General features: G+C 69.7%; 5 protein-coding genes and 1 pseudogene. 4 read left to right on the top strand and 2 right to left on the bottom strand.

Going from position 1 to position 6,797, the window contains the following annotated elements:
• The 4 genes and pseudogenes from AC0CH3_RS11860 to AC0CH3_RS11845 form a co-directional block, all read left to right on the top strand.
• Positions 1-1,465, top strand: a pseudogene (locus AC0CH3_RS11860) (hypothetical protein); the annotation flags it as partial.
• 229 nt (positions 1,466-1,694) lie between these two features.
• Positions 1,695-2,186, top strand: a complete 492-nt coding sequence (locus tag AC0CH3_RS11855; RefSeq protein WP_354303882.1) for a hypothetical protein — start codon at positions 1,695-1,697, stop codon at positions 2,184-2,186.
• Positions 2,187-2,339: 153 nt separating this feature from the next.
• A complete protein-coding gene (locus AC0CH3_RS11850) occupies positions 2,340-2,813 on the top strand; it encodes an SAM-dependent methyltransferase (RefSeq protein ID WP_354303880.1) in 474 nt (157 codons plus the stop codon).
• Positions 2,810-3,052, top strand: coding sequence for a hypothetical protein (locus tag AC0CH3_RS11845; protein ID WP_354303878.1), 243 nt, complete (start codon positions 2,810-2,812; stop codon positions 3,050-3,052). The genes AC0CH3_RS11850 and AC0CH3_RS11845 overlap by 4 nt, the downstream gene beginning before the upstream one ends.
• 32 nt (positions 3,053-3,084) lie before the next feature.
• Here the strand turns inward: AC0CH3_RS11845 and AC0CH3_RS11840 are convergent, their stop codons facing one another.
• Together AC0CH3_RS11840 and AC0CH3_RS11835 are read right to left on the bottom strand one after the other, a co-directional pair.
• Complete coding sequence (locus tag AC0CH3_RS11840) at positions 3,085-4,362, bottom strand: spinster family MFS transporter (RefSeq protein WP_457326029.1); 1,278 nt, start codon at positions 4,360-4,362, stop codon at positions 3,085-3,087.
• A 50-nt stretch (positions 4,363-4,412) separates the two neighbouring features.
• Positions 4,413-6,770, bottom strand: coding sequence for a TonB-dependent receptor (locus AC0CH3_RS11835; protein WP_354303876.1), 2,358 nt, complete (start codon positions 6,768-6,770; stop codon positions 4,413-4,415).
• Positions 6,771-6,797 lie beyond the last annotated feature (27 nt).

The following is a 6,797-nucleotide window of genomic DNA, read 5'->3' as shown; positions in this document are numbered from 1 at the left end:
CCCCACCCCCCCCGCCCCGCTTGCGACCCCACCCGCCGATCCGATCGCGATCGCCGCAGACGCGCCCGGATCGACCATCGCCACGCCCGGTGTCATGGCCGCGGTGTACGAGACACCCGTCTCGCTGGCATCGACGACCGCGGGCCTCGTCACCGGCACGCTTGGCGGCAACGCGCTTGCCGACCTCGCTGACGTCGCGAGCATCAGCCGGACCGTGACCGAGGCGTCGACGTCCGCCGTCAAGGCGGTGCAGGTCGCGGTCGAGACGACCGCGGTGACCGATGCGCAGACGGTCGCCGCGTCCGCGGCGACGCGCCAAAGCGAGGCGGCAACCGCCGCCGCGGAGTCGAAGGCCTCCGCCGACCGCGCGAGCGAGGAAGCCGCCAGCGCCGCGCTGCGCGCGAACGACGCCGCGGCGAAGGCCAAGGCCGCGCAGGATGCGAGCGAAGCCGCCAAGATGGCGGCGCAGGCGCAGGCCGACGCCGCGGTCAAGGCCGCGGCCGATGCATCGCAGCAGGCCGCTGCGGCGCAGGCCGATGCAGCGGCAAAGGCGGCAGCCAAGGCTGCGGCGGACGCCGATGCGGCAATGGCGGCGCGCGCGGCAGAAGAGGCCGCCAGGGCCGCCGCCGATTCGTCGGCCGAACAGGCCGCACGCGTCGCGGCCGCCACCGCGGCCAAGGCGGCAGAGGACGCACGCCGGGCAAGCGAACTGGCCGCCGCCGCGGATGCGGATCATGCGGCGAAATCGGCCGCCGATGCCGTCGCTGCCAGCGCGGCCGCCGCTGCCGCCAGGGCTGCGGACGCCGCTGCGGCGGCCGCGCGCGACTCCGACGACGCCGCGACGCAGGCCGCAGCACAGAAGGCTGCGGCAGACGCCGCGAAGGCGGCGAGCGACGCCGCGGCGGCCGCGACCGCATCGCGGCAGGCGGAAATCGACAAAACGGCAAGGGACGCGGCCAAGGCGGCCGCCGACCAGGCCGCGGAAGCATCGAGGACCGCCGAAAAGGCCGCCAAGGACAGCGCCGACAAGATCGCACGCGACGCCGCCAGGGATGCCGAGAAGGCCGCGAAGGATGCAGCCCAGGCCGCCGAAAAGGCCGCGAAGGCGGCGGCCGATGCCGCGCGGGCGGATGCCGAAAAGGCGGCGCGGGATGCTGCAAAGGCCGCATCCGACAAGGACGCGGAAAAGGCCGCGAAGGATGCCGCCAAGGCCGCCGAGGAAGCGGCGAAGAACGGACGCGACCAGGCGGCGAAGGACGCGGAGAAGGCTGCCCGCGAGGCCGCTCAGGACGCCGCCAAGGCCGCGGCCGACCTCGCCAAGCAGCAGGACGATGCCGCAAAGGGCGCAAAGAAGGCCGCCGACGACGCTGCCAAGGGCGCCGACGACGCCGCCAGGGATCTGCTCAAGAGAGCCGATGCCGCCGCGAAGGCCGCGCTCGAGGCGCTCAAGAAGTTCAAGCTGTAACGCGCGCTTGATCACCGCGGGTTGCCTGACGGCAGCCCGCGGCACCAAACGCGGTGACTTTGCCCGATCGGACCCGGCCCGCGGACCGCAACGCCACGCCCGCGCCGATCCTCCGCCGCATCGGTAGGAAAGCGCGCCGCACTATGCAGGCGCTACGCAGAAAGTCGGAATCGATCTCGAATTGCTATGCCGCGCTCGATAGCCGGGTTGCCACGACAAGGAGTGTGGCATGGCGGCGTGGCATCAGTCGCGGCGAGCCGATCTCGGCTTGCGCGCATCGGGACTTCTCCTCTGCGGGATAGCGTACACCGCGCTGTCACGGCTGTGCGCGATGCCGCTCGCCCCGGACACCGTTGGCGCGCTCGCCTTTGCGCTCGCCGCGATCGGTCTGCTCGCGGCGAGCGCGGGCAGCGCGATGGCGGCGCTCGGCCACCATCTGTTCGACCAGATCAAGGTCAGCGAACGGTGGCAGCCCCGGACCCATGACGTCATCCTGCCGATCGAGACCGCGACAATCACCGATATGGCAGACCCCGCACGGCGCGCGTCGCAAACCGCGGGTGCCGAGCGTGTGCCCGCGTCTCGGCTGGCTGGCACCGAACGCATCGACGCGCGCCCACCGCGCAGTTTCTGCGCATCGATCGCCGAACGCGTCGACGACCCATGCGATCGCGCCGCACTCGTTCCGCCGGACGCGCTGGCTGTAGCGACGACGCGGTGAAATGCGACGAGCCGTTACGGCCACTATGCCGGCACTATGGGGTTTCCCGAAATCGCTCTCGAATCGCTATGCCGCGGTTCGTAACTCGGGTCCGCGGGCGGCTTGACGCCCGATCACACAGGCCGTGGCGCGCGGCCTGAGCGGGACACGGACATGACAGTCATCATCACAAGACCTGGCCTATGCCGCACCGCACGATGCGACCCGCGCTGGCCACGGATCACCGCGGCGCTGGCCGCGATGCGCGAGCGGCACCGTCACGCCGTCCGGATCGTCGATACCGACTGCGCGTGCGGAACGCTTTTGATCGCGGCCGTGCACTACGCGCGTGTGCTCGGGTTCACCGCGATCGAGGGACACGGCATCGACGACGCCGCCCCGCTGATCGGTCGCGCGCGCGCCGCCGCGACCCGGCTGCACGATCCCGCGATTGGCCTCAGCTTCGAACGTGCCGACATCGCGCAGGCGCTGGCCCGCGAAGCCGATGTCCCGGCGGACATCCTGCTGTGCCACGACCGCCACGCCGCCGACGACAACGACGGCAGCACCGCGCGGCTGCTGGCGGCTGCGGGTCACGTCGTGATCGACGATCGCGTATCCGCAGCCGCCTGGAGGTGCGCGGCATGACGCGGCGCGACCTGCGATGGAAAGCCGGCGGCCTCGCGCTGACCGCTACCGCCTGCGCGCTGTGCGGGGCAGTCGACGGGTCGCCGTTGATGATCGTCGTCTTCCCGCTCGCATTGCTCGGCCTGCCGCTGATGATCCACGGCAAACGCGTCGGGCAAATGGTCCGCGCGGAACGTCGCGGCCACGGCCACACCATCGACATCGTCCACGCCGCGCGCATGCGCCGGCGCAGCGACTGACGCGCGACGGCACGCCCGTCCCCGCACCGCCGTCAGCACGGACGATCGGGATCGACCCAGTCGCGACGAAGCGGCGTCGATGCCAGCCACATCAGCAACGCCGCGACCAGGTACAGAACGAGCCCCGCGAGCATCGCATAGCGCAACGCTTCGTCGCCATAGCGCGCGGCAAGCGTGTCCGAGAGTGCGCCGAGCGCGAAACTACCGCCGCCGAGACCGATGAGGTTGTTGATCAGCAGGAACGTCGCCGATGCAGTGGCGCGCATATGTCCGGGCACCAGATGCTGGATCGCGGTGATGACGGGCGCGAGCCAGACATAGGCGAGCGCCTGGGGCACGAGGAAGAAGACGAACGCCGCCGTCACCGAGGACGACAGGATCCCCGCGGCGAACAGCGGCACCGCGATGACGAACGCGATCGCGGGGACGCGCGCGTACATCCGCCGATCGCGCGCACCCAGCCGATCGCCGAGCACGCCGCCGAGCAGGACGCCCGCAACACCCCCCAGCAACAACACGCCGCCATAGAATTGCGCGGTCTCGATCAGGTCGAGCCCGAAGCTTCGCTGCATCAGCGACGGCAGCCAGAAGGCCAGGCCATAGCCCAGCATCGAGCTCGCCGAGGCGCCGAACGCGAGCAGCCAGAAGCTCGGCTTGCGCGCGAGGATCCCGAACACGCGGCGGACGGGCTCGCGGTCGCACGCATCGGACCCGCGAACCGGCTCGCGCACGCACAGCCGAAACACCGGCGCGAGCACCAGCCCCGCGACACCGACGACGATGAACGCGGTCCGCCAATCGATCGACGTCGCGATATAGCCGCCGAGCATCACGCCGGCTGCCGACCCGAGCGGGATGCCGAGCGAATAGACCGCCAGCGCGCGCGCACGGCGGTCGGGCGCGAACGTGTCCGCGATCACCGCATAGGAGGGCGCGACGCCCCCCGCCTCGCCTACCCCCACGCCGACGCGGAACGCGAACAGCTGCGCGAAACTGCCCGCCACCCCGCACAGCGCGGTGAACGCGCTCCACACCGCGAGCGAGAGCGTGATCACCCAGGTCCGGCTCGTCCGGTCGGCGAGCCACGCGAGCGGGATCGCCAGCGTCGAATACAGCAACGCGAACGCCAGCCCGCCCAGCAGGCCCAGCTGCGTATCGGTCAGCGCCAGGTCGGTCTTGATCGTCGGCGCGAGGATGCCAAGGATCTGCCGGTCGACGAAGTTGAACGTGTAGACCAGCAACAGCATGACGAGCGCCGTCACGCGGTAGCGGCGGCCCTCGCGCGGGGCCGCCGGGATAGGACTCGCCATATTCTACTCCAGCAAACGAAGGGCGATCACCCGCCCCCGGTTGCGCTCCATCAGAATTTCGCGGTGAGGGTCGCAAAGACCTGACGCGGGTTGCCGTAATAGGCGGTCAGCACGCCGTCGCTGCCGAGCGATGGCCGCAACGCGCCCGCCGCCGTGCGCAGATAGTCGCCGGTATCGGGGTTCTGCAGCAGGAAATTATAGCCCGACACGACATAGCGCTTGTTGGTCAGGTTCTTCCCATGAACCCCGATCGAGAAGCGCGCATCGATCGTATAGACGAGGTTCGCGTCGAGCAGCGCATAGGCCGGCTGGTCGAGCAGCGGCGTGCGGAGCTCGAACTGCTGCGAATCGCTGCGATAGGACAAGGTCGTGCTCGCATCGATCGCGCCCGCCGCACCGACCGGGACATGATAGGCGAGCGTCCCGCTTGCCGTCAGGTCGGGCGTGTTCTGGAACCTGCGATTGGCGGCAACATTGATCCCGCGCGAATCGATGAAGCGCGTGTATTTGGCATCGAGATAGCCGATCGTCCCCGACAGATTGACGCGGTCGCCGGTGCCCGCGATCCCCTCCGCGACCGTCAGATTGGCCTCGCCTTCGACACCGTTGATCCGCGCCCGGCCCGCATTGGTCGTGATGCCGATAAAGGTCTGGATCCCGCCGACGGTGGCCCCGACCGATCCGGGCACCTGCACATCGGTATATTTCGAATGGAATCCCGCCACCGCGAGCGTCAGCCGGCGGTCGAACAGCGACGCCTTGTATCCCGCCTCATAGCTCTCGACGCTCTCGGGCCCGAACGACAGGAAGTTGTAGATATCCTGCCGGTCGCCGCCGGCACCGGTGATGCCGTTGCCGTTTAGATCCGGTGCCGCTGTGCCGACGCCGCGCGGGTCGAACCCGCCGCCCTTGAACCCCTTCGACCAGCTCGCATAAAGCGTGTTGTTCGCATCGGGCTTGAAGCTGACGGACGCGCGCGGCGTGAACTTGGCAAAGCTCGCCGTCCCGCGGAAGTCGGTCTGCCGTGCGATCGGCGCGGTCGTGCCGCCGAAGAAGGGCGACGCGCCGAGATACACGTTGCGCTGCACCTGCGACATGCGATCGTCCCACGTATAGCGGCCGCCGACCGACACGCTGAGCATCGGCGTCACGTCGAGCGTGGCATCGCCGAAGACCGCCACCGTATTCGTCCGCACATCGCCGAAGGTCAGCGCGGTCACCGTCCCCGGCAGCCGCACGTCGAACACGGTGCGTGCCTTGGCATCGAGATAATAGAGCCCCGCCAGCATGTTGAACGGCCCGGCATCGACCAGCAGCTGCACCTCCTGGCTGAACTGCTCGTTGTTGTAGAAGGCGGGGACGTCGACATCGACCGCGGGCAGTGCGTCGAAATCGATCGGCGTCGCGCTGTCGTCCTTGCGATAGCCGGTGATGCTGCGCAGCGTCAGATACGCGGCGGGCTTGAGTTCGGCGAAGAGCGAACCGCCATAGGCCTCGACCGACTGCTTCGGCGCGACCAGTCCACCGCGGCTGTCGAACACGTCGGTCAGCACCGGCGTCCTGGAAACCAGCCCCGGGATCAGCCGGTGCCCGCCGCGCGGGTTGCTGTCGTCCTTGGTATAATCCCCCGACAGGCGGAAGAACGCGCTGTCGCCCGCCTCATATTGCAGCGTGCCGCGCGCGCCCCAGAAATCCTTGTTGTAATTGTCCTGTCCCGTGGTGAGGTTGGTGCCGAACCCGCCGCGGCTCAGCCGCGCGACCGCGCCGCCGATCCGGAACCCCGTGTCGCCGATTGGCGTGCTCGCGCTGATGACGCCGTCCGCCTGGTCATAGCTGCCATAGGTGCCGCGGATGCTCAGCGTCGGGTCCGAGCCGATCCGGCGGGTCACGTATTTCACCGCGCCGCCGATCGTGTTGCGACCATAAAGCGTCCCCTGCGGCCCGCGCAGCACCTCGATCCGCTCGACGTCGTAGATATCGAGCACCGCGGCCTGCGGGCGGTTGAGGTAGACGTCGTCGAGATAGATGCCGACGCCCGCCTCGAACCCCGCGACGGGATCCTGCTGGCCGACGCCGCGGATGAAGGCGGTGAGCGTCGAATTGGTGCCGCGCGAGGTCTCGAGCGTGACGTTGGGCGTGACAGCGGCGAGGTCGGTGACGTCGAGCGCGCCCGACGCCTCGAGCTGCGCGCCGGTGAACGCGGTGATCGCGATCGGCACGTCGAGCAGCCGTTCCTCGCGACGGCGCGCGGTGACGACGATATCGCCGTCGATCCCGGCCTCGTCGGCGGCGGGCCCCGTCTGCGTGGCCGGCGTGGCGTCTGCGACGCTGGCGGCGGGTTGCGTCTGCGCGGACGCGGATCCGCCGAGCAAAGCGGCGAGTGCGACCCCGGCGTTCAACATGATCATCACGGATTTCGGCTGTGCCACGGTGTC

This window comes from Sphingomonas sp. AC449 (assembly GCF_979253475.1).
The sequence above is the reverse complement of the archived record's forward strand: the minus strand, read 5'-3'. Positions and strand labels throughout refer to the sequence as shown.

Bases quoted from the DNA above. Each gene is read 5' to 3' on its own strand.
- AC0CH3_RS11855 (WP_354303882.1), top strand. From the start codon at position 1,695: ATGGCGGCGTGGCATCAGTCGCGGCGAGCCGATCTCGGCTTGCGCGCA.
- AC0CH3_RS11850 (WP_354303880.1), top strand. From the start codon at position 2,340: ATGACAGTCATCATCACAAGACCTGGCCTATGCCGCACCGCACGATGC.
- AC0CH3_RS11845 (WP_354303878.1), top strand. From the start codon at position 2,810: ATGACGCGGCGCGACCTGCGATGGAAAGCCGGCGGCCTCGCGCTGACC.
- AC0CH3_RS11840 (WP_457326029.1), bottom strand. From the start codon at position 4,362: ATGGCGAGTCCTATCCCGGCGGCCCCGCGCGAGGGCCGCCGCTACCGC.
- AC0CH3_RS11835 (WP_354303876.1), bottom strand. From the start codon at position 6,770: ATGATCATGTTGAACGCCGGGGTCGCACTCGCCGCTTTGCTCGGCGGA.